Here is a 20,324-nt window from a genome sequence, read left to right on the forward strand (position 1 = left end):
CCCCCACCCTTCCCGGGGGTCGGCCCCGGCCCCAGGCTACCGGGTTGAGGGCTATCCACGGGGTGTTACCAGCAGGTTGTGGACAACTCGTGGGTTTGTCCCCAGGGTGGGGAAACCTGGTTTCACGTGGCACCACCGTTCGGGGGCGAGGGTAATGGACCTCGTCACGGTGTGGTTCTGCGTGATCGCCGCCTTCTGGATCGGGTACCTGTTCCTGGAAGGGTTCGATTTCGGGGTCGGCATGCTGCTACCGGTGCTCGGTAGGGACGACACCGAGCGGCGGGTCATGGTCAACACGATCGGCCCGGTCTGGGACGGCAACGAGGTCTGGCTGATCGTGGCGGGCGGCGCGATGTTCGCCGCGTTCCCCGGCTGGTACGCCTCCCTGTTCTCCGGGGCCTACCTGCCGCTGCTGGTCCTCCTGCTGGCGCTGATCGGACGCGGCGTCGCGTTCGAGTACCGCGGGAAGGTCGACTCGCCGCGATGGCGCCGCACCTGGGACCGGGTGATCATGTTCGGTTCCTGGATCCCGCCGCTCGGCGTCGGCCTCCTGCTGTCCACCACCGTGCTCGGCCTGCCGCTGGACGCCGAGGGCAACCGCGTCGGCTCGGCCTTCGCGGCCCTGCGCTGGGACACCCTGCTCGGCGCGGTCGCGCTGGCCGGATTCGCACTGGTACACGGCGCGGCGTTCCTCGCGCTGAAGACCACGGGCGAGCTGCGGGCGCGGGCCCGTGGCCTGGCCCGCGGGCTGCTGCCGGTGGCGTTGCTGCCCTTGTTCGGGCTGCTCCTGCTGGTGCAGTGGCAACACGGTGCACTGTGGACGGCCGGGACGCTCGCGGTCGCGGTACTCGCCGCCGCGCTGGCCTGGTGGCGCCTGACCCTGGTCCGGGAGGGCCAGGCGTTCGCCGCGCTGGGGGTGCTGATCGCAGCCGCGGGGGTGACCCTGTTCGGCGCGCTCTACCCGGACGTCATTCCGTCCACCGTGGACAAAGCGACCTCGCTGACCGCCGCCGAGGCCGCATCGGGCCCGTACACCCTCCAGGTCATCACCTGGGTCGCCGCGTTCGGCGCTCCCGCGGTGCTGATTTACCAGGGCTGGACCTACTGGGTCTTCCGCAAACGGATCGGCACCCAGCACATTCCGCAGGTGCACGTACCGAAATGAATTCTCCCGGAACCGCGCCCCTTCCCGCCACAGTGTCCATTGGAGACACGACGCGGCCCGGGAGAGGCCCGCTCGGCGCGCTGCCCGCCCTCTCGGCCGCGGCGCGCCGGGCGCTGGTCCTGACCGGTCTGCTCGCACTGGGCAACGCGGTGGCGCTGGTGGCGCAGGCATTCCTGCTGGCCTCGGTGCTCGCCTCGATCGTGGCGGGGCAGACCGGCGATCTGGCCACCCGGCTGGCCACCTTGCTCGCCGTCGTGCTGGCGCGGGCGCTGGTCGCCTGGGCGATGCGGGTGGTCGCCGCCCGTGCGGCCGCCGGGGCCAAGGAAGAGCTCCGGCAACGCACCGTCGAACACGCGCTGCGGCTCGGCCCGGAATGGGTGGCCGCGCGTGGACCGGGGGAGCTGACCGCCCTCACCACCAGGGGCCTGGACGCGCTGGACGCCTACTTCACCGAGTACCTGCCCGCCCTGGTCACCGCGGCGGTGCTACCGGTCGGCGCCGGGCTCGCCGTGCTGCTGGCCGACTGGCCCTCGGCGGTGATCATCGCGCTGACCCTGCCGCTGCTGCCGATGTTCGCGATCCTGGTCGGCCGGTACACCGCCGACCGGGTCGCCGGCGCCACCGAGGCGACGCACCGGCTGTCCGGGCACCTGCTCGAACTTCTCCGCGCGCTGCCGGTGCTCACCGCCTTCCGCCGCGCCGAGGCACAGGCCGAGGCCGTGCGCAGGGTGTCCGAACGGCACCGCCGCGCCGCCCTCGGCACCCTGCGGATCGCGTTCAGCTCGGCCTTCGTGCTGGAGCTGGCGGCCACCCTCGCGGTGGCACTGGTGGCGGTGGTGATCGGGGTGCGGCTGGCGGGTGGGGACCTCAGCCTGGCGATCGGGCTCGGCGTGCTGATCCTGGCGCCGGAGTGCTACCAGCCGCTGCGTGCGGTCGGCGCGGCCTTCCACGCCAGCGCCGACGGGATCGAGGCCGTCCGCAGGGTGGGCGCGGTGATCGCCGAACCGCTCGCGCCGCGGGGCACCGCCCGGCCCGGCCGCGGCGAGGTGCGGGTGTCCGGTCTGCGGGTGCTCCGGCGTGGAGGCTTCGCCCCGGACGGGGAGTCCTTCACCCTCCGGCCGGGCTCGACGGTCTGGCTGCGTTCGCCGAGCGGCGCGGGCAAGTCCACCACCCTGGCGGTCCTGCTGGGATTCGCCACGCCCGCCGACGGCACGGTCACCATCGACGGCATTCCGCTCGAAGAAGTAGATATGTCGACCTGGCGGGAGTCGGTGGCCTGGCTCCCGCAGTCGCCCGCATTCAGCGGCGGCACCGTGCGAGCCGAACTCGATCTCGCGGCTATCCGGCCACCCTCGGCAGCCGAACGGGACGAGGTGCTGGCCGCACTTGACCTGGAACACCTGGCCGGGGAGCAGGTCGACCGGTTGTCCACCGGGCAACGGCAGCGGGTCGGCCTCGCCAGGGCGCTGTTGCGGGCGCGGCAGGGCGCCTGGCTGCTGCTGCTCGACGAACCGACCGCGCACCTGGATGCCGAACAGGCCCGGCTGGCCATGTCCGCGATCGCAGCGGCGCGGCGCCGTGGCGCCGCCGTGCTGATCGCCGCACACACCCGGAGCAGCGCCGAGCAACCCCCCGCGCCCACCCCGGTGGCCTCCGGTGACCCGGAGGCAGTGACCCTCGCGCCCCGCGCGGCCATCGCCCCGGCCACCAACACCCGCCCGCGGCTGCGGGAACTGCTCGACCGGCGCTTCCTCGCCGGGGCGGCGCTGGGCGCGGCCGGCCTGCTCGCCGGGGTCGCGCTGACCGCGACCTCCGGCTGGCTGATCGCGAAAGCCTCCCAGCAGCCACCGATCCTCACGCTCACCGTGGCGGTGGTCGGGGTGCGCACATTCGGGCTCGCCCGCGCGGGGCTGCGCTACGCCGAGCGGCTGGCCACCCACGACGGTGCCTTCCGGATCGCGGGCAGGCTGCGGGTGCGGCTGTGGCAGGCACTGGTGCGGCTGGGGCCCGCGCGCACGCTGAGCCTGCGGCGGGGCGAGGGGCAGCGCAGGCTGGTCGAGGATGTGGACACCGTGCGCGACCTGCTGCCCCGGGTGCTGACCCCGCCGCTCGTCGTCGCCGTCGTGCTGGCCGGGGCCGCGGCCCTGCACATGGTCCTGCTGCCCGCGGCCGGGCTGGTGCTGCTCGGCGCGCTGCTGCTCGGCGCCCTGCTCGCCCCGCTACTCGCCCTCCGGGTGGAGCGGCGGGCCAGCGCCACCCTGGCCGGCGGGCGCAGGGAGGTGACCGGGAGGGTGCTCGCCCTGTTCGACACCGCCGCCGAACTGATCGCCTTCGGTGCCGCGGCGAACCGGCGGGCCGAGCTCGCCGCCGCGGACGCCCGGCTCGCCGGTCTGGCCCGCAGGCAGGCTCTCGGCGCGGGCATCGCGCAGGCCGTGGTGGTGCTCAGCACGGGGACGGCGGCGGTGGCCTGCACCTGGCTGGCCGGGCGGGCGGTTGCCGCGGGCACCCTGGATCCGGTGCTGGCCCCGGCGCTTGCCCTCGTGCCGCTCGCCGTGGCCGAGGCCCTCGCCCTGCTGCCACCCGCCGTCCAGCACCTCGACACCCTGCGCAACGCCCACGCCCGCCTTCGTGACTGCTGTGAGTGGGCCACGCACAGCGGATTTCGCAGTGAACACAGCGGCGCGTCAGCGTCTCCGCTTGGGCGGTGGTGGGAGACGGGTGGGAGGGCCACTCACAGCAGTGGTGGGGTGGAGCTGCGGGGGGTGCGGGTGCGCTGGCCAGGGGCGGACGGGGCCGCGTTGCGCGAGGTGGACCTGCGGGTACCCCGCGGCAGCACGGCCGCCGTGGTCGGGCCGTCCGGGGCGGGGAAGTCGACCCTGCTGGCTACCATGGTCGGGCTGCTCCAGCCGGAACGCGGCCACGCCAGCCTGCCGGCCACCGTGGCCTGGGCCCCGCAGGAGCCTCAGCTGGTCTCCACCACGGTCGCGGAGAACCTGAAGCTGGCCGACCCGCACGCCACCGAGGCCGAACTCGCCGCGGCACTGGCCACCGCCGGCCTGCCGGACCTGCCGCTGGACACCGTGCTGGGCAGTGCCGGGGCCGGGCTCTCCGGCGGGCAGGCCCAACGGGTCGGCCTGGCCAGGGCACTGCTCGCCGCCAAAGATGCCGACCTCGTACTGCTGGACGAACCCACCGCACACCTGGACGCGGCCGCCGCCGACCGGCTGCGCGCCAACCTGCGGACCGCGCTGGCGGGCAAGACCGTCATACAGGTCACCCACCGCCCCGAGGAGGCCGCGGAAGCCGACCTGGTCATCCAGGTCGACCGAGGGCGGGCCGGGCAGGCTCACTAAGCTTGTTGACGCTGATGGAACCGAGTCTTGCCGCGCGGGCGCTGTCCGCGGCCACCGAGATCACCACCACGGCGCTGTCCGGCGAGGACCCCGGCGCCGTGCTCGGCTCGGTCGTGCGGCACGCGGTCGAGCTGGCAGGCGCCGACCTGGGGCTGGTCATGGTGCGGGCCGAGGGCGGCGGGGTCGTGGTGGAATCGGCGCACGGCCCGGACACCGAGGGCCTGCTCGGCCTGGAGCTGCCGATCGACTCGGCAGCGGGCCAGGTCGCGGCCGGCGGCGAGCCGGTGGTCGCCGAGGACTTCACCAACGACCCCCGCACCTCCCCCTATGTCCCCGAACGGCTGCGGCACTTCGGCCCGTTCGCGGCCGCCCCGTTCGGCTCCGGCGGCAGGCTGCTCGGCGCGCTCACCGTCTACCGGCAACGCGGCGCCGAGCCGTTCTCCGCCACCACCGTCGACGTGCTCACCGCCTTCGCCGCGCAGGCAGGGGTCGTGCTGGCACTGGCCGAGGGCGCCAGCGCCCGCCACCGGGTCACCCTGTACCAGGAACGCGAGCGCATCGCCCGCGAACTGCACGACGTCATCGTGCAACGGCTGTACGCAGCCGGGATGCAGCTCGACCGGGTGCGCAAGCGGATGACCACCCGATTCGCCCGCGGCGACGGGGCCAGGCTGGGCGAGGCCATCGACCAGTTGGACCAGACCATCGACGAGATCAGGGGCACCGTTCGCGCGCTGCGCGCACCGACCCCGGAACACGCCGAACCGCCCAGGACCGCGGCCACCGACCTGGCCGAGTCCGCCCGCGGCGAGGTACGCACCGCCGGGGAGCTGCTCGGTTTCCCGCCGACCCTGGAACTGTCCGGCGAACTGGCCGATATTCCCGCCGAACGCGCCGACCACATCCGCGCCGCCCTGCGCGAGGCACTGTCCAATGTGGTCCGGCATTCCGGGGCCAGCCAGACCAGGGTGACCCTGGAACGGGACGCGGCCGGCCTGCGGCTGCGCGTGCGGGACAACGGCTGCGGGGTACCGCGGGACGTCGCCCAGCGCGGCTTGCGCCACCTCGCCGAGCGCGCCGAGGCCGCGGGCGGCAAGTTCTACCTCAACTCCTCGCCCAGCCTCGGCACCCTTGTCGCCTTCGACCTGCCCCTGGACTAACCGCCTGCACGGTGGGTGACGTACTGACCGCCCACTGCTAGAATTGTGGCGAGCGACACACTTCGCGGAGGGGGTCGGGGATGGCGCTGGGTGCGGTGGCAACGGAGACAGTGGTCAGCGAGACTGTCAAGTTGTGCGTGGCGTATCTCGCCGGGGCTGCGGTGCGTGGTGGCAAGGACCTTGTCGGTCGGCTGCGCGGCAGGCTTGGGGCACTGCCAGACCCGGAACGCTTGCACGCGGCGTTGACCGAACGTGCTGCCGACGATCCAGAGTGGTTCGCCGATCTCGCCAGGCACGTTACCGCCCTCGTCGAGCAACAAGCCGGGACGGCACCCAACCCACCGGTTCCGTTCCGGGACTGCAATTGGTACCGCGCACAGGTTCCGTTGGCTGGCGTGTACGTGATCGGTGGGCGGCCAGGCTCCGGCCGCACCGCACTCGTCCGGCAGATTGCCTTGGAGCAGTCGCACCGGTTTTCCTCGGGCCGCGTGGAGGTGGACCTCGATCGATACCGCGACGGCAACCAGCTGCGGGTCGCTGATGTGCGGGCGCACATCCTGTGGTGGCTCGGTGCCGAGCCGGAGGAGACCGATCCCGGCCGGGTCGAGGCCAGATATCGCGCGGTCACCGCCACCCGCTCCTTCGTGCTAATCCTGGACAACGTGCGAGGGGCACGCGAGATCGGCTACTTCGAGACCTCGCCCGCCAACCTCACCCTGGCCACCACCGACGAACTCGGCACCGACCTGCGCTCGGAGTACCGTTCGTATGTCACCTTGCGCGGCCTCGATGACGAGGGCGCCTGGGCGCTCCTCGCCGACACTTGTGGGGCGGATGTGCTGGAGCGCGAACCCGCCGCGACAGCCGAACTGCTCCGGCTGTGCGGAACGATACCGTCGGTGCTTGGTGCGGTCGGCGCCAGCCTGGTTCGGCGGGCCACCGAACCGCGGCCGGTGGCTGGACTGCTCGCCGAGTACCGGACCGAGGGCGTGACGGGAACAGAGGAGGTGCTCGGCAAGTTCCTGCGGGAGACCTTCGCCCGCCTCGACCCGGACACCGTGCGGGCCACCGCCCTGCTCACCGTGCACCCCGGAGCCGATCTCACCCCGGAGAGCGCGAGTGTCCTGCTTGGCCGCCCGGCCCGGCGGGTGGTCGACCGGCTGATCGACCTCGCGCTGCTGCTTCCCCTCGGCGGCGGGCGCTACCGGCTGGACCCGCTCGCCAGGCAGTACACCGCGGAGCTGGCCGCCGAGGACGAGACCGAGGCCGCCGCGGCCTTCGACCGGTTCCTGCTGTCCTACCGCGACACCGCAGTCGCCGGTGACCTGCGCCATTCCCCGGACCGGATGCGCCGCTACACCGTCCCGGAAGGACTGAGCTGGTCGCGTGCGGATGACCCGGTCGACTGGCTGGAAGCCGAGCGCGAGGTCATCGCCGACCTGGTCGCCGTTGCCCACCGGCGGGGACGGCACGAGGAGGTGTGCCAGCTCGCCGGTGCCTTCGAGGTGATGGTGAACAGCCGGGGCCACTGGCGCCTGTTCGCCGCCATCTGCGAGTGGTACGTGCGCAGCGCGGAGGCCCTGCACGATCGGGAAGACAGGCCGGCCCTGCTGGCCCGGGCGTACGCCATGCGAGCGCGGGCGCACACCCTGGCGCGGTACTTCCCCTCCGTCGAGCTCGATCTCGACCGTGCGTGGCGGCTGGCGGCCGCGCTGCCCGCGGACTACCACGGCAGGCAGCAGTGGTCCTCGATCCACGAGTTCCGCGGCAGGCTGGGCGAGGAACAGGCCGACTCGGGCCGTTCGCCCTCCTTCGATCCGGCCGAGGAGTTCCACCGCGCGGTCGAGATCGACCGGGAGATCGGGGACGGGCGCGCGCTCGGCATCCACCTGCGGATGCTGGCCAGGGCGCTGGTCAAGGCCGGGCGGGCCGCCGAGGCCTGGTCCGCACTCGAGGAGGTCGAGCAGACCGGCACCGATGCCCGCAACCGCGCACTGGCGCAGCTCACCCTGGTGCGGGCCGCCCTCGCCACCGGCCATGTCCCGGCCGCCCGCGCTGCGCTGGCCAGGGCCGAAGCCGGGCTGGCCGCGGCGGCGACCCGGCAGTACTACTGGGAGCTGGAACAGCTCGCGGCCTGGGTGGCCGCCGCCGAGGGGCGGATCGCCGACGCGACCGCGCGGCTGGGCGTGCTGGTCACCGCTGCGATCCAGGTCGGCCACCCGAGGACCAACGAGTACCTCGACGAGCTGCGCCGTCTCAGTCCGGCGTGATCCGCACAGCCAGGTCCCGCTCACCCAGCCGGAGAGTGTCCATAGTGGGCAGATTGCGGTTGGCCTGGAGGCGAACGTAGGCGAGGGAGGCAAGCAAACGCGGATCGGCGTCCCCGTCGCGGAACTCCAGCGTCATCCGCCGTCCGTGCCTGGTGTGCAGCACGCAGCCGCTCGTTCCGAGCGGGGCTGACACCATCCGGGCGTCCGGCCACTGCCGCAGCGTGTGCCGTGCCCAACCGTCGAAGCCCGGACCAGATGCGCCGCCGTGCACGATCGCCGCGTTCTGCAGCTGACGCAGTGTCGCCCGTCCTACATCCGCGGTGAAGTGCTGGTTTTCCGATGAGGCCGATACCTGGCCCAGCATGGCGGGAAACCGGGCGAGCGTGACTGCCCCGTCGTCGGTGACCCGGCCGCCCACGATATGTGCGGCGATGGTCGCGACATCCGTCACCGGGGTGTCCACCGGAGGGAAGAAAGGGATACCCGGTGGCTGCTCGAGGTCGAGCCGCCGATACCCCAGCCGGGCCAGCACCTCGGCGCACCCATCGGAGTTCTGTACCGCCCGCTCGACGATCTCGCCGTGCTCGCCTAGGCGATGGGTGTGCATTGCCCCGGCGAGTTGTGCCCGCAGGTCGCGGTCCGGATCCAGCCGCGCAGCCTTGTGTGCCAGATCGGCCAGCGGGGAACCGGGCACCGTGGTATCAGCTGGACCGTCGGCAATCGCCAACAACAGCGGTTTGTCCATTGCCGCGGCGTAGAGCGAGGCCGAGCCCTCGTCGGAGAGCACGCAGTCGGCGGCGAGCACGGTCGCCTGCCAGCCGCGTTCCGGCGGGACCAGGGCAAGGCCCGCCTCCAGCGCGGGGCGCAGCCAGGTGCGTACCTGCCGCCTGCCGTGCGCCGCCCACACGCCGGGATGCAGGATGGCCGCCACCTGGTACTCGTCGGCGGGGAGTTCGCCGAGTAGCCGTTCGGGCAGCCGGGGCCAGGTGCCGAACAGCGAGTTCGGTCCCCAGGTCGAGCACAGCACGACCAGCAGCCGTTCCCCGGTGCCGAGTGCCTCGCGGTAGTGCGGGGTGCGGTGCGCGGAAACCCGCATCCGGTCGTGGCAGGGGTCGCCGATGACCACCGCTCGTTCCGCCGCCGGCGGGCAGGCGGCCCGCAGCAGCGCACGCTGCTGCGGGTGCGAGAGCGCGATCATCTCAGGAATCACGCGGCCGCCGCGGACCAGGCGGTCCGGGTCCATTCCAGAGGTTACCCACCCGCCGGGGTAGTACTTCTGGTACCCGATCCCGTGCGGCACCAGCAGGATCGGCGCGTCCAGCTCGTGCAGGGCGTCGTTCTCGCTGGCCGCGATCGCCAGGTCGAACCGGGTCCGGCTGGCCTGCTCCCAGGGGATCACCGGGGCGCCAAGTTCGCCGAGGAACTCCGCCACCCCGGCGGCGAAGATCGCCGCAGACCGCGGGTCGTGTGTGTAGACGACCTGGATCCGCAGGTCCGACTCGAATAGCGAGACGATATCCAGCAATCTGGTCAACGTGGTGACCGTACGCACCACCACCAGGACCGTGCGCTGGAAGTCGATGGTGCGCCACTGCCGATAGCGGTCGTCCAGTGGAACCTTCCGCCAGTCAGAGCGGAGCGTACCGATTTCGCTACTCGCCACGTGGTGTCTCCCGGCGGGCGACCCACGCCGCGGCCTGGGTCCTGCGCTGCATGCCCAGCTTGGCTAGCAGCGAGGTGACGTAGTTCTTCACGGTCTTCTCGGCGAGGAACAGGCGCTGCGCGATCTCCCGGTTGGACATGCCCTTGCCGATCAGGTCGAGCACGCTGCGTTCCCGCTCGCTCAACGCGGCCAGCTCGTCGGTCGCCGGGCTGCGCAGCTTGTCCAGCAACTGGGCGGTGGTCCGGGGGTCCAGCAGCGAACGCCCCGCCGCGACCTCGCGTACGGCGTGCACCACATCCTGCCCGCGCACCTGTTTGAGCAGGTAGCCCGACGCTCCCGCCATGATCGCCCCGACCAGGGCCTCCTCGTCGTCGAACGCGGTCAGCACCAGGCAGTACGGCGGGTTCGGGGCGCAGCGCAGCTCCCGGCACAGCGTGACCCCATCGGTCTCGCCCTCGCCAAGCCGCACGTCCACCACCGCCACATCGGGCTCGGTGTGCATGGCCACGGCGAGGGCCTCGCCCGCGCTGCCCGCCTCGGCGACGACCTCGATATCCGGCTCGTCGCCGAGCAGGTCCCGCAACCCGCGGCGGACGACCTCGTGGTCGTCGACGAGCAACACCTGGATGGCCATACCCCGAGGTTACGTCAGGCCCTGGGAGGCCGAATGTTCGCCGGTGATCAATTCGCGAAACACGGTGACCCGAATTGCGGATATCTGGTTGAAGATTTCCTCTCGCGCGAACGGGTAAAAGGCGTAACGCAGTGCGGCACACGCCGATAAGAGGGCATACCGCGGTAGTTCTACTTTGCACATCGATTAGCTCCGCCCAGGAAGGCTTACTTGTGTCCTTGATACGTCGTACGGTCGTGACCGTTTCCGCACTGCTGATCTCCGGGATGGTCGGCGTTGGGAGCGCTTCTGCCGCGCAGGACCTGAATTGCAGTGATTTCGATACCCAGCCGGAGGCGCAGGAGGTTCTGGACTCCACGCCCGGTGACCCGCATGGGCTGGACCGGGACGGGGATGGCATTGCCTGTGAGTCGCTTCCCGGCGGACCGGGCGGCGAGCCTGTCGACCCGACCCCCACGAAACCGGAGCGGACCACGAGCAGCGCTCCGAAGGAGACCACCACGGTCCGGCAGACCCCCGAGGGCAAGAATTGCCCGGACTTCCCGAACCAGGCGGCGGCGCAGGCGGTGCTGAATGCCGACCCGAGCGACCCGCACCGGCTGGACGGGGACAATGATGGTTATGCCTGTGAATCGCACTTCGGCGAGCCGGAACGGCGCCAGGTGAAGGTGCACCCGGTCGGCGGGGTGGATACCGGGGGCGGCGCGGGCAAGGACGACACCGCGCTGATCGCCCTCGGCGGGCTCGTGCTGATCGGTTCCGGAGCGGGTGTCGCGCTGGTGGTGCGGCGGCGCGCTCACGCCGGTAACCGATGACGGGAGCCCGCGGCCTGCGGCGGTTCCGGTGGCAGCTCATCGCTGTCGCCGGAGCCGCCGTGCTCGCGCTCGCGCTGATCCTGGTCCTCGCACTGACCGGCCCGGCGGCGCCAACCGCCCAGCCTGCAGGCGGCGGGGCGCCCGCGCCGACGAGCACCACCCAGCAGGAGCCGGAAAGCACCTCGGCCAGTGCCAAGGAGCTTGCCGCGCGGCCCCTGCCTCCGGCCCGGCCGGACCGGCTGGAGATCCCCTCGATCGACGTGCGTACCGGACCGATCATCGACCTCGGCCTGGAACCGGACGGCACCCTTGAAGTACCCGAGGACGCGGTGACCACGGGCTGGTTCACGCAGAGCCCCACACCCGGCGAGGTCGGCCCGGCGATCATCGCGGCGCATGTCGACTACCGGAACGTGCCCGGCATGTTCCACCGCCTGCACGAACTGCGCCCCGGAGCCGAGGTGACCGTGCACCGGGAGGACGGGACGAGCGTGGTGTTCACGGTGACCGCGGTGGAGCGCTACCCGAAGGCGGAGTTCCCGACCGAGCGGGTGTACGGCAATACCGAAGAACCGGAACTGCGGCTGATCACCTGCGGTGGTGCGTTCGACCGGTCCGAAGGTGAGTACCTGGACAACGTCGTCGCCTACGCGCGAATGACGGGCGCTCACCGCGTCCCGAAATAGCGGCGGCCGCCCGGCCGTTGTCTCCCGTATGAGTAGCGAGAGTCCGTCCCTGAACCGGGCTCCGCTGCTCAGCGGAGTGGAGGACGCGCGCGGCGAAAGCCCACGATCGGCGAGGCCGGGCGCACGATCTGTGAAGGTGACCATCGTGACGGAGTCCGAGCCCGGCCGAGCTGATCGTGCCGCGCGTTTGGGAACAGGCACCGAGAGCCGTGGCCGGGTGCGAATCGAGACCGGTGGAAAGCGAGTCCGGGCCTATTTCGGGGGAGTGGTGGTCGCCGACACCACCGCTCCCTTGCTGGTCTGGGAGGTGCCGTACTACCCGACCTACTATCTTCCGCGCGCCGACGTGCGGACCGATCTGATCACCCCGAGCGGCCGGACCTCGCGGTCGCCGAGCCGTGGCGAAGGGCAACTGTCCACCCTGCGGGCCGGCGACCGCGAGGCCGTGGACGCGGTGACCGAGTACCCCGACTCCCCACTGGAACAGTTGCGGGACCACCTCCGGCTGGAGTGGTCCGCGCTGGACGCCTGGTTCGAGGAGGACGAGGAGGTCTACACCCACCCGCGCAGCCCGTACGTGCGGCTGGACATCCTGCCCAGCTCCCGGCGGGTGTGGGTGGAACTCGACGGGGTCACGGTTGCGGACACCCGCAGCCCGCATCTGCTGTTCGAGACCGGCCTGCCGACCAGGTACTACCTTCCGAAGACCGATGTGCGCCTCGACCTGCTGGAACCCAGCGACACCGTGACGCACTGCCCGTACAAGGGGACGACCGAGTACTGGTCGGTGGGTGAGCACACCGATATCGCGTGGTCATACCGGACACCGCTGCCGGAGAGCGAGCGGATCGCCGGCCTGGTGGCGTTCGCGGACGAGCGGGTGGACGTGTATGTGGACGAGGTGTTGCAGGAGCGGCCCCGGACCAAGTTCGCCTGATCAGGGCGAGGCCGACCCGGCGGACGAGTTCCCTTCGAGGTTGCCGTGGCAGGGCGCGCCCCAGAGCCCTGCCACGGCCGAGCGGGCCCGGTGCTCCGCCCGCTGGAGGGACGGCCCGAGCGAGTCGGGCGCATGCGTTCCCGAGAACCTCACATACCCGCCGGTCAGCGCGGCGACGGCGTAGTTCTCGCCGTCCGGCAGGATCAGGTCGGCCTCCGTGGTGCCGATCCTGCCGGGCGGATCGCCGGATTCCGTGCGCGGCGTGACCGTCGTGCCGATCAGGGTCGCGGCCGCCCAGGCGAAGGTTTCGGTGCCGAAGCAGGAATCCACCGATGGGGCCCGGATGCCGCGCACCGAGATCCTGCGCTGCACCCCGTCGGCCCCGGTGACCTCCACCGTCGCGCCGTCGAGCACGCTGGTGACCGTGTAGGGCGGCGGTGGGGTGGTGTTACTCGCCGGTGCCACCGCGGGCGAGACCGGCGGTCTCGTGGCCAGTGGCCGCTCGGTTTCCCTGGTGGAGATACCGCAGATCGTCACCAACGTGAACAACATTCCGAGAACCGTCAACGAGATTTTCAGTGACATCGTCGGACGGTTTTTCGTGGAATGCCGGCCTGCCGGGACGAGGTCCATGGAGTCGCTGCCTAACTCGTGGCGGTTCGAGCAATAACTGCGCCTGAATGGTCGCGTTTAAGCAGCGTGCCGTTACCCACTGCTCGGCATGCGCACCTCCTTTTCATGCTTTGGGGTGAAGATCAGTAATGTGGCGCACGATGAGTACGACCGATACCGCCGGACGGGTGGCATCGCGGCGTGGCTACCGAGAGCAGGGAAGGGGACGGGATGTCCGCATGGGGAAGGCCGCCGACCACGGCGAACCGCAAGTACCAGGAGAACGCCCGGCTGCTCGAGGCGATGGACGAGAAGGAACGTTTCACCCACATCTTCCGGACGAACCTGTGGAGCGGGGGCTCGGTGTCCGGGCCGGGATCCGATGACGACCAGACCCGCGCGCTGCGGGCCGAGCTACCCGCGATGATGCGCCGCCTTGGCGTCCGGAGCCTGCTCGACCTGCCCTGCGGTGACTTCAACTGGCTCGCAGGCGCCGAGCTGGACCTCGACTGGTACCTGGGCGCGGACATCGTCGACGAGCTGGTGCGGCGTAACCAGCAGCGGTACGCCCGCGCGGATGGCGGCCTGCGGTTCGTCCCGCTCGACCTGCTGCGGGACCCGCTGCCGCGGGCCGATGCGGTGCTCTGCCGGGACTGCCTCGTACATTTCGGCTTCGCCGACATCCGGCGCGCGCTGGCGAACCTGCGGGCAAGCGGCTCGCGTTACCTGATCACCACCACGTTCACCCAGCTGTCGACCAATGTGGACATCCCGACCGGGGACTGGCGGCCGCTCAACCTGTGTCGCGAACCGTTCGGCTTCCCCGAGCCGGTGGACCTCGTGCTCGAAGGGTGCACCGAGGAGGACGGTGCCTACGCGGACAAGGCACTCGCCGTGTGGGCCATCGAGGAGCTGCCCGGCACCGGATAGTCATGGTTTCGCCCACTGCGAATCCCCGACCGGAAACAGATCTTTTTCGTTATGGTTCGAGGAAGATCGTCGGAGTCGATGCGCGGTGGAAAGGCTGGGGAGATGAGCGAATCGGGGACCGAGGCCCTGTGGACGGAGCGAGTGTTCCAGCGGCTGATGCGGCAACGGATCGTCGTGCTCGGGCAGGAGGTCGACGACGCGGTCGCCAACCGGCTCAGTGCGCAGCTGCTGTTGCTGGAGGCCGAGGATCCCACCCAGGACATTTCCTTCTACATCAATTCTCCGGGCGGTTCCGTTGCGGCGGGCCTCGCCATTTACGACACGATGGAGATCGTCCGATGTGACGTGGCCACCTTCGGCATGGGCCTGGCCGCCTCGATGGGGCAGATCCTGCTGACCGGAGGCGCCCCTGGCAAGCGCTATGCGTTACCGCACTGCCAGGTCATGATGCACCAGCCCTTGGGCGGCCTTGGTGGTACCGAGTCCGATATCGCGATCCAGGCCGAGATGCACCGCAAGGGCAAGCAGGAGGCGGCCGAGCTCATCGCGGAACACACCGGCCAGCCGGTCGAGCAGATCCGCGCCGACTTCGAACGGGACCGCTGGTTCACCGCCGAGGAGGCCCGCGAGTACGGGCTGGTGGACCACGTGCTGACCCGGTGACGGCCGCCCTGCCGGTCAGCGGGCCATCGACTCAAGGAACTCCTGGGTCTCCGGGTCCGTGGAGTACACGCAGACACCCCGCATGCCGCGGGTGAGCAGCACTTTGTAGGTGTTCCGGATGAGTGCACCGAAATGCAGCTCGTCCGCCTTCTTCACTGCCGGATCATGCGAGTACTCCCGGCGTGGAACCCAGGACCCGCCCCGGCGTACCAGGTCTGGCCCGAATATCACCCCGGACCAGTCGTACTCGAAACCCTGCGCGGTGTAGATGCAGCCGACCTGGCTGAAGCCGCGCTCGTCGGATGCCCAGTAGTACGATTCGGGCGCCTCCGGGACGCGCTTCTGCGGTTTCGCATTCCACGGACGTTTCCAGTCGCCGATCTGCACGTCCGGGACCAGCACCTTGCCGTTCGCGGTTTGTTGCGGGTCACTCCACTGCCAGCAGAAGCCCGCGGCGATCCTGGCCGTCCCCTGGTACCGGTGCCGTTGCTCGAGCAGCCAGTTTTCGAGCGTTTCCGGCGTGGCGGCGCTGGCGACGGTGAAGCTCTCGTCCAGCCGGGAAGCCAGGTCACTCCACCGGATCGCTGGCCGGGGATCGAGACCGAGCAGGCGGGCCACCCACTCGTCGAAGGCGGCGGAGCCCCCGCACCGGAACTGCCCCTCCAGGTGCACCACCTCGACCTGGCAGCCGAGGGAACGGGCGGCCTCGCCGATCTCCGCCAGCGAACCCATCTCGCCGGGCCGCACGGTCTGGTTCTCGTCCAGCAGGAACACCGGAACCCATGCCACGTCGATCAGTTCGTTGACCTGCGGCCGGGCCCGCTCTCGTTTCTGCTTGCTGGTGAACCGGTCGACGCTGGTCTCCCGGATCCGGTGCGCCTCGTCACACAGCAGTACGTCCAGTTCGCGGGGCTCGGCGGCGATGTAGTTGTTGAAGTACTTGAACAGATTCTTCACCCGGCTGTTGCGGCTACCCGCGATCTTCCGCATCGTGTTGGTGAACGCACTCGACCCGGTGGCGTGGTGGACGGTGCGACCTCGGCGCGCCAGCGACCCCAACAGGCTCAGCGCGATGACACTTTTCCCGGACCCGGGGCCACCCAGCACGACGACAACGGTCTGCGTGCGGGCCACTCGCGCTCGCTCCACTGCCTGGTTCACCAGTTGATACGCGACCCGCTGCTCGTCCAGCAGCACGAACTGCTCGCGTTCCCGGATCTCCTTGGCCGCCAGATCGAGCAGCGGTTTTGTCGGGCGGTGCTGGAAGCGCAGGAAGTCATCGGCCGCGTTGCGCGCGGCGTCCCGGTTGCCACGTACGTCCAGCAGGGACCGCAGATGGTCCAGCAACTCGGCCTTGTCGTCCACGGTGAACAGCCGGCCGAAATCGCTCGGCCGGTACTGGTTGAGCGTGGCGACCCCGCTGGTCCGCGCGTTGTGCAGGTAGGCGACCCCGTGCACGGCATGCGGCGACTCGGCCAGCGCGGGGGTGCAGTCCACCAGGTACTCGCAGTAGGAACGAACCTGCTCGGCCGGGTGCAGCACGGGATCGGCGTAGTGGTCCACGCGGACGACTTCCGCCGCTACCACCTCGGCCGCCGACCACTGCTTGAGCTCGACCAGTACGTAGCTCGGCTCACCGCTGTCGCTGCGGGGATGCGTGCCGCACAGGATCGCGTCCACCCGCTTGGGGCTGTGCGGGAGCTGGTGTTCGAGCAATACCTCGACCTGCCCGAGGCCGGCGTCGACCAGATCGGTCAGGAACACCAGCAGGCTGCGTTTCCATGAGTTGATCTCGCCGAGGCCGACCCGGTGCTCCAACGCGAACCGCGCCTGTTCCTGCAGCCGCAAGTGCAGCCGCTCCGCTCGGGCTTCGATGAGCAGGTCCTCGGCACTCTGCCGAACCAGAGCCAACGTCTTCCCCCTGTGCGCACGCGAATGACGTGCGGGTGGGGGCAGCGACGAAGTCTCGCTTCGGTGCCCGTCGGGCCGCGACGGACCAGGTTAGTAGATCTGGCTCGCCGAGCTGGGCGGGAAACGCGATTCGTTCCGCGCGATCTTCGCCCGCGCCGCGTCCAGCAGGTCCACGCCGAGCACATCGGCCAGCCGCACCAGATAGATGGCGACATCGGCCAGCTCATCCAGCACCTTCGGGGCGAGCTCCGGATCGTCCATGGCTGCCGCCGACTCCTCCGGGGTCAGCCACTGGAACAACGCGGTCAGCTCGCCCGCCTCCCCGGAAAGCGCCATGACCAGGTTCTTCGGCGTGTGGTACTGCTCCCAGTCCCGGGCAGCGGCGAACTCGCGCAGCCGCCGGGCAAGATCGTCCAAGCTCACCCGCCTCAGTCTGCCCGACCCAGGTGGAACTGCCGTGGCTCGGTGGCCACCTGCCCCGCGTGCTCGTGGTCGGCCAGCCGGGCGGCCACGGTATCCCGAGCCAGCTCGGCCGGCAGGGCCGCCGAGAACTTCAACCCGCTGATGGCTTGGTCGTTGACCTCCGGCGGGTGCGGGGTCAGCGCGCGCAACCCCGCGTTGACGTCCCTCGGGGTCAGTTCGGGCAGCAGGCGCAACGACCGGTCGCCGATGCGCTGCCGCGGGTCGACCAACCCTGGCAGCGAAGCCTGCAGGCTGCGGTTGGCCGCGGTACCGGCCCAGGTCCACCATCGCAGGTCAGCGCCCTCCCCGCGCAGGATCGTCGCCTCGGTCGGTCAACGGAGAGTTACATAAGGTTGCAAAGTTCTTCCCGGGTCGGGACGGTTCGGGTTACTAGATCTCGATCTCCGTTTCGATCTCGACCAGCGCTTCGAACCGGGCGCGCAGTTCCGCGTACAGCCCTGGCATGCTCTCGTCCACCTCCAGCACGACAGCCAGCGCGTACCGCGGGGGATCCCGGACGCTGCCCACCGGGACGTATTCCGAACCACCAGCACCAGCCGCTCGTGTTCGGGGCGCTCCCACCGGTGGGTCCACCGTTCGGTGGCGGCCTGGTTGGCGCCGAGTAGCCGGCGCTTGTCGCTGGGCTGCAAGTGGACCTTCGCCTTCGGCGTGATTGTCGGGATCGGGTTCCTCATGCTGGCCGTGCTGCTCGCGGTGTTCTTCATCTGGGATGCGCGCAGAACCTATGGCGTGCACTCCAACCGGGACCCGGCCTTATCCGTGCTGGCGCTGGCCGGGCGGCTGGCCAGGGAGCGGATGGAGGGGAGCAGGGAATGACCTTCGGCGGATTGGCGTTCGATCTTTGGCAGACGATCGACGAGGGCAGCACGATCACCTGCGCTCATGCGGGCGAGGAGGTGCACCTTTCGATCGGCGTCTCCGACGCCTGGCTGAACCTCACCTTCACCGAGGAGGGTGTGGCCGCCCTGGTGGCCGCCGTCTCCGAGGTGCTGGACCGCTGACACGGCCCCCGTACCCTGTTGCCATCCAACGAAGTAAACCCGGCCAACCGTCGGCGACCCCGGACCAGTACTGACCATGCGCCTGATGCTGACTTTGCTCGCACTGCTCGCCGTCCTGGCGGGATGTGGCTGGAAAACTTCGGGAGTGAAGGTGGAATTCGACGATGACCTCAAAGAGGCGATCGCCGAACTGGCCCGCACAGACGGCGCACGATCGTTCAAGGAGCTGGCCCCAGGCGACTGGACCTCCGTGCACGTCCTGATCGGGCCCGCGTCGGGCGCGCGGATCGAAGAGCAATTGGGGCGGCCCGCCGAGATCGAGGGCGACGGCACCTACGGTGGGGACTACGTGCAGGACGGCAACCTCCTCGTCTTCCAACGCGACGACGACATCGTGCGGATGGTCAGCCTGGGCCAACTCGCCGCGCTCGGTGCGGGTGAGTACCGCGCGGACGTGGTGCTGCGGGCTCATGGTGGTCGCATCACGATGACCGGCCCGGACGGACGTCCGGCAGGCCGCTGACCCATGGTCAGGCGGGCTCGATCTTGTGCCCGAGCACCCTGCGCAGGATGCGCAGAAAGCGTCGTTGTCCGAGGGGATGCCGTCGGACCAGGGTCACCTCGTTTCCCTTGGTCGTGCGGAGCGTGACCTCGACGGTCCAGCCATGCCGAAGCACCCGCGCCTGTGCGATCGAACGGGCCCGCAGCACCGGCTCGGTGAAACCGCGAGCGGCCAGATTCCGCCGCATCTCCGCCACCGTGCGCAGCCGATGCCACGGGCTGAGCAGCCCGAAAATGAGTCGCTGCCGGGGTTGCGCGCCGCGCTGGGCCCACAGTTCGTTCTGCGCCCTGCGCCCGGCGAGTTGGGACACCGTCAACAGCAACCCTTGGACACCGACGAAGGCGATGATCACTGCGAGTCCCGCACCAGACGGTTCCGCTAACGCCATCCACAAAATGGCGAGTGGTACCACCACGCAGAGCACGAACGGAATGCCGAACAGGAGCTGCTGGCGGTACCAGACGTACGGGTCCGGTAACAGCCCGATGCCGTCCCGCAGTTCGTGCACGACGACCCAGCCGTGGTCAGCCATGCGCACCCAGGTCGTCTTGCCCGGCCGTTCTCGCTTCGAACTCACCAGCCCGCCAGTACTTCCTCGGTCAACTCGGTGGATCGAGCGCAGGCTTCTTTCCCGATCTCGGCGAAGTCGATACTTACCACGGTGCCGTCGACCTCGAATAATGTCGCGCACCCCGTGTCGTTCTCTGCGACCACAACCGACTTACCGGCTATCGTCGTCTCCCTGGTCGGTCCGGGGTTGAGTTGCCGCCAGGAGGCCAGATCCCCCTGCTCGTAGGCTATCAACAGTGCTCGCACCAACGGGCTTTCCCCTCCGATTGACCATGCACAGCTCGGTCCCCCTGGACCACTTTCGCTGTATCGGTGGCTTGCTCCGGGAAACACTGCGTCAACCGTCTTGGGGGTATCAGCGGAACATGTCGTCTGCACCAATTTCAGTGCCGTTTGGGAAACATCCTTACTTGTGGATGATGGTCCAGGATCGGTGTTCCTTTTCGAGTCGGCATCGGGCGAGCAGGATACCACGACGAGTAGGAATGATCCGAAGATAACTCGGTGACGCCAGGTCATTGATCGTCGCTCAACCATTCGATTTGATCGAAGTCTTCCATCTCCTCTGAGTCTGATTTTCGGCGTCTCGGGTCGGCTCCTTTCTGTTCCCCCTTATCGATCTCGATGGAGATTCCTTCAATCTCTTTCCGTGCTTGCTTGACGAGTTCATTGCGCTCAGCTTCGGGCATTGATTCGTATCGTTCAACGAATAATCTCAGGGCGCGCATGGCGTACGGTGTATCAAGCACTTGCGCCGCCTCGCGAAGTGACATCTTGCCGGCAGCGTAACGTTCTAGGTCTTTCTTGACCCGCTCGTCCTTGATGTGATCAAGAGATTTACTTATGCTCCGCCTTTCATGCTCGAGGTCTGCTCGACGAAATGTGTTCGGGTTAGAATGCAATAGTTCC

The 20,324-nt window shown here is 69.7% G+C and carries 22 protein-coding genes; 12 read left to right on the forward strand and 10 right to left on the reverse strand.

The annotated features are described in order from the left end of the window. Window positions 1-154: 154 nt before the first annotated feature. From cydB to KOI47_RS00930, 4 genes are all read left to right on the forward strand, one after another. Window positions 155-1,165, forward strand: a complete 1,011-nt coding sequence (gene cydB / locus KOI47_RS00915) for a cytochrome d ubiquinol oxidase subunit II (protein ID WP_216212743.1) — start codon at window positions 155-157, stop codon at window positions 1,163-1,165. Next, complete coding sequence (gene cydD, locus KOI47_RS00920; RefSeq protein WP_216212746.1) at window positions 1,162-4,518, forward strand: thiol reductant ABC exporter subunit CydD; 3,357 nt, start codon at window positions 1,162-1,164, stop codon at window positions 4,516-4,518. Before cydB ends, cydD begins: the two co-directional genes overlap by 4 nt. 14 nt (window positions 4,519-4,532) lie before the next feature. Further along, window positions 4,533-5,678 carry a GAF domain-containing sensor histidine kinase gene (locus KOI47_RS00925; RefSeq protein ID WP_216212748.1) on the forward strand — a complete coding sequence of 382 codons (1,146 nt, stop codon included), beginning with the start codon at window positions 4,533-4,535 and terminating at the stop codon, window positions 5,676-5,678. 95 nt (window positions 5,679-5,773) lie between these two features. Then, complete coding sequence (locus KOI47_RS00930; RefSeq protein ID WP_216212751.1) at window positions 5,774-7,948, forward strand: hypothetical protein; 2,175 nt, start codon at window positions 5,774-5,776, stop codon at window positions 7,946-7,948. Here the strand turns inward: KOI47_RS00930 and KOI47_RS00935 are convergent. Next, window positions 7,935-9,611, reverse strand: a complete 1,677-nt coding sequence (locus KOI47_RS00935) for a hypothetical protein (protein WP_232376468.1) — start codon at window positions 9,609-9,611, stop codon at window positions 7,935-7,937. The two genes, KOI47_RS00930 and KOI47_RS00935, sit on opposite strands and share 14 nt — an antisense overlap. Further along, window positions 9,601-10,245, reverse strand: a complete 645-nt coding sequence (locus KOI47_RS00940) for a response regulator (RefSeq protein WP_216212754.1) — start codon at window positions 10,243-10,245, stop codon at window positions 9,601-9,603. Before KOI47_RS00940 ends, KOI47_RS00935 begins: the two co-directional genes overlap by 11 nt. Before the next feature lie 236 nt (window positions 10,246-10,481). On the opposite strand from KOI47_RS00940, the gene KOI47_RS00945 reads away from it, so the two are divergent. The 3 genes from KOI47_RS00945 to KOI47_RS00955 all read left to right on the forward strand — a co-directional run bounded on the left by KOI47_RS00945 (window position 10,482) and on the right by KOI47_RS00955 (window position 12,683). Next, window positions 10,482-11,060 (forward strand): excalibur calcium-binding domain-containing protein, encoded by a 579-nt coding sequence (locus tag KOI47_RS00945; protein ID WP_232376469.1) that lies wholly within the window; start codon window positions 10,482-10,484, stop codon window positions 11,058-11,060. Further along, a complete protein-coding gene (locus tag KOI47_RS00950; RefSeq protein ID WP_216212757.1) occupies window positions 11,057-11,746 on the forward strand; it encodes a class F sortase in 690 nt (229 codons plus the stop codon). The genes KOI47_RS00945 and KOI47_RS00950 overlap by 4 nt, the downstream gene beginning before the upstream one ends. Before the next feature lie 145 nt (window positions 11,747-11,891). After that, window positions 11,892-12,683 (forward strand): DUF427 domain-containing protein, encoded by a 792-nt coding sequence (locus KOI47_RS00955; RefSeq protein WP_232376470.1) that lies wholly within the window; start codon window positions 11,892-11,894, stop codon window positions 12,681-12,683. Here KOI47_RS00955 and KOI47_RS00960 read toward each other — a convergent pair whose 3' ends face one another. Further along, complete coding sequence (locus KOI47_RS00960; RefSeq protein ID WP_216212763.1) at window positions 12,684-13,235, reverse strand: thermonuclease family protein; 552 nt, start codon at window positions 13,233-13,235, stop codon at window positions 12,684-12,686. Between the two features lie 261 nt (window positions 13,236-13,496). Here KOI47_RS00960 and KOI47_RS00965 point away from each other — a divergent pair, with 261 nt between their 5' ends. Together KOI47_RS00965 and KOI47_RS00970 are read left to right on the forward strand one after the other, a co-directional pair. Next, window positions 13,497-14,225: a class I SAM-dependent methyltransferase gene (locus KOI47_RS00965; protein WP_232376471.1), complete on the forward strand. Its 729-nt coding sequence runs from the start codon at window positions 13,497-13,499 to the stop codon at window positions 14,223-14,225. Window positions 14,226-14,327: 102 nt separating this feature from the next. Continuing rightward, window positions 14,328-14,888 (forward strand): ATP-dependent Clp protease proteolytic subunit, encoded by a 561-nt coding sequence (locus KOI47_RS00970; protein WP_216212766.1) that lies wholly within the window; start codon window positions 14,328-14,330, stop codon window positions 14,886-14,888. A gap of 15 nt (window positions 14,889-14,903) precedes the next feature. On the opposite strand, the gene KOI47_RS00975 is transcribed toward KOI47_RS00970, so the two are convergent. From KOI47_RS00975 to KOI47_RS00990, 4 genes are all read right to left on the reverse strand, one after another. Next, window positions 14,904-16,799: a DUF2075 domain-containing protein gene (locus KOI47_RS00975; RefSeq protein WP_216212769.1), complete on the reverse strand. Its 1,896-nt coding sequence runs from the start codon at window positions 16,797-16,799 to the stop codon at window positions 14,904-14,906. A gap of 90 nt (window positions 16,800-16,889) precedes the next feature. Further along, window positions 16,890-17,222 carry a nucleotide pyrophosphohydrolase gene (locus tag KOI47_RS00980; RefSeq protein WP_216212771.1) on the reverse strand — a complete coding sequence of 111 codons (333 nt, stop codon included), beginning with the start codon at window positions 17,220-17,222 and terminating at the stop codon, window positions 16,890-16,892. A gap of 5 nt (window positions 17,223-17,227) precedes the next feature. Further along, window positions 17,228-17,491 (reverse strand): hypothetical protein, encoded by a 264-nt coding sequence (locus KOI47_RS00985; RefSeq protein WP_216212773.1) that lies wholly within the window; start codon window positions 17,489-17,491, stop codon window positions 17,228-17,230. Window positions 17,492-17,651: 160 nt separating this feature from the next. Continuing rightward, window positions 17,652-17,789 (reverse strand): hypothetical protein, encoded by a 138-nt coding sequence (locus KOI47_RS00990; RefSeq protein WP_216212775.1) that lies wholly within the window; start codon window positions 17,787-17,789, stop codon window positions 17,652-17,654. Window positions 17,790-17,894: 105 nt separating this feature from the next. Here KOI47_RS00990 and KOI47_RS00995 point away from each other — a divergent pair, with 105 nt between their 5' ends. The 3 genes from KOI47_RS00995 to KOI47_RS01005 all read left to right on the forward strand — a co-directional run bounded on the left by KOI47_RS00995 (window position 17,895) and on the right by KOI47_RS01005 (window position 18,806). Then, window positions 17,895-18,098 (forward strand): hypothetical protein, encoded by a 204-nt coding sequence (locus tag KOI47_RS00995; RefSeq protein WP_216212778.1) that lies wholly within the window; start codon window positions 17,895-17,897, stop codon window positions 18,096-18,098. Then, complete coding sequence (locus tag KOI47_RS01000; RefSeq protein WP_216212781.1) at window positions 18,095-18,283, forward strand: hypothetical protein; 189 nt, start codon at window positions 18,095-18,097, stop codon at window positions 18,281-18,283. Before KOI47_RS00995 ends, KOI47_RS01000 begins: the two co-directional genes overlap by 4 nt. A gap of 85 nt (window positions 18,284-18,368) precedes the next feature. After that, window positions 18,369-18,806, forward strand: a complete 438-nt coding sequence (locus KOI47_RS01005) for a hypothetical protein (protein WP_232376472.1) — start codon at window positions 18,369-18,371, stop codon at window positions 18,804-18,806. A gap of 7 nt (window positions 18,807-18,813) precedes the next feature. Here the strand turns inward: KOI47_RS01005 and KOI47_RS01010 are convergent, their stop codons facing one another. Genes KOI47_RS01010 through KOI47_RS01020 form a run of 3 tightly spaced genes read right to left on the reverse strand, consistent with a single transcriptional unit; the run spans window position 18,814 to window position 20,317 of the window. After that, window positions 18,814-19,422 (reverse strand): hypothetical protein, encoded by a 609-nt coding sequence (locus KOI47_RS01010; RefSeq protein WP_216212783.1) that lies wholly within the window; start codon window positions 19,420-19,422, stop codon window positions 18,814-18,816. After that, a complete protein-coding gene (locus tag KOI47_RS01015; RefSeq protein ID WP_332461438.1) occupies window positions 19,419-19,952 on the reverse strand; it encodes a DUF3558 family protein in 534 nt (177 codons plus the stop codon). Before KOI47_RS01015 ends, KOI47_RS01010 begins: the two co-directional genes overlap by 4 nt. Beyond that, on the reverse strand, window positions 19,931-20,317 hold the full coding sequence (locus tag KOI47_RS01020; RefSeq protein ID WP_216212788.1) for a hypothetical protein: 387 nt from the start codon (window positions 20,315-20,317) through the stop codon (window positions 19,931-19,933). Before KOI47_RS01020 ends, KOI47_RS01015 begins: the two co-directional genes overlap by 22 nt. Between the last annotated feature and the right edge of the window lie 7 nt (window positions 20,318-20,324).

The organism is Amycolatopsis aidingensis, from assembly GCF_018885265.1.
In the GTDB taxonomy this organism is placed as follows: domain Bacteria; phylum Actinomycetota; class Actinomycetes; order Mycobacteriales; family Pseudonocardiaceae; genus Amycolatopsis; species Amycolatopsis aidingensis.

Excerpts from the sequence above, each read along its gene's own strand:
- cydB (WP_216212743.1), top strand. The coding sequence starts at position 155 with ATGGACCTCGTCACGGTGTGGTTCTGCGTGATCGCCGCCTTCTGGATC.
- cydD (WP_216212746.1), top strand. The coding sequence starts at position 1,162 with ATGAATTCTCCCGGAACCGCGCCCCTTCCCGCCACAGTGTCCATTGGA.
- KOI47_RS00925 (WP_216212748.1), top strand. The coding sequence starts at position 4,533 with ATGGAACCGAGTCTTGCCGCGCGGGCGCTGTCCGCGGCCACCGAGATC.
- KOI47_RS00940 (WP_216212754.1), bottom strand. The coding sequence starts at position 10,245 with ATGGCCATCCAGGTGTTGCTCGTCGACGACCACGAGGTCGTCCGCCGC.
- KOI47_RS00950 (WP_216212757.1), top strand. The coding sequence starts at position 11,057 with ATGACGGGAGCCCGCGGCCTGCGGCGGTTCCGGTGGCAGCTCATCGCT.
- KOI47_RS00960 (WP_216212763.1), bottom strand. The coding sequence starts at position 13,235 with ATGTTGTTCACGTTGGTGACGATCTGCGGTATCTCCACCAGGGAAACC.
- KOI47_RS00970 (WP_216212766.1), top strand. The coding sequence starts at position 14,328 with ATGAGCGAATCGGGGACCGAGGCCCTGTGGACGGAGCGAGTGTTCCAG.
- KOI47_RS01000 (WP_216212781.1), top strand. The coding sequence starts at position 18,095 with ATGACCTTCGGCGGATTGGCGTTCGATCTTTGGCAGACGATCGACGAG.
- KOI47_RS01005 (WP_232376472.1), top strand. The coding sequence starts at position 18,369 with ATGCTGACTTTGCTCGCACTGCTCGCCGTCCTGGCGGGATGTGGCTGG.
- KOI47_RS01015 (WP_332461438.1), bottom strand. The coding sequence starts at position 19,952 with ATGGTTGAGCGACGATCAATGACCTGGCGTCACCGAGTTATCTTCGGA.